The 569-nt window shown below is 67.7% G+C and carries 1 protein-coding gene; it reads right to left on the bottom strand.

Features of this window, described 5'->3' with window-relative positions:
• The coding region (locus HZI36_RS26665; RefSeq protein WP_179405663.1) for an autotransporter-associated beta strand repeat-containing protein at positions 1 to 569 on the bottom strand (569 nt) is incomplete at both ends.

The following is a 569-nucleotide window of genomic DNA, read 5'->3' as shown; positions in this document are numbered from 1 at the left end:
GGCGCCGTCGCGTTGCTGATGTCGAACGTCGTGCCCGAGTTGGCCAGATCGACCGCGCCCGTCGATGCCAGGCTGCCGCCCGAACCGATCGCCAGCGTGCCGCCGTTGACCGTCGTGCCACCGCTATACGTGTTCGCGCCCGTCAGCGTTTCCGTGCCCGGGCCGCTCAGCGTCACGCCACCCGTGCCGCCGATCGAACCGCCGAACGTGCCGTTCGTCGCGTTGTTCATCGTCAGCGTGTTCGCGCCGAGATTCACGTTCGAACCCGTGACACCCGTCAGCGTGCCGATCGACTGCGGCGTCGTTGCGTTGCTGATGTCGAACGTTGCGCCGTTGCCCGCCAGATCGACCGGGCTCGTCGATGCCAGGCTGCCGCCCGTGCCGATCGCCAGCGTGCCGCCGTTGATCGTCGTGCCGCCCGTGTACGTGTTCGCACCCGTCAGCGTTTCGGTGCCCGGACCGTTCAACGTCACGCCGCTGGTCCCGCCGATCGAACCGCCGAACGTGCCGTTCGTCGCGTTGTTCATCGTCAACGGGTTCGCGCCGAGATTCACGTTCGTGCCGTTGAC

The sequence above is a fragment of the Burkholderia guangdongensis genome (assembly GCF_013403875.1).
Classification (GTDB): domain Bacteria; phylum Pseudomonadota; class Gammaproteobacteria; order Burkholderiales; family Burkholderiaceae; genus Burkholderia; species Burkholderia guangdongensis.
This window is presented reverse-complemented; position numbering and strand designations above follow the sequence as displayed.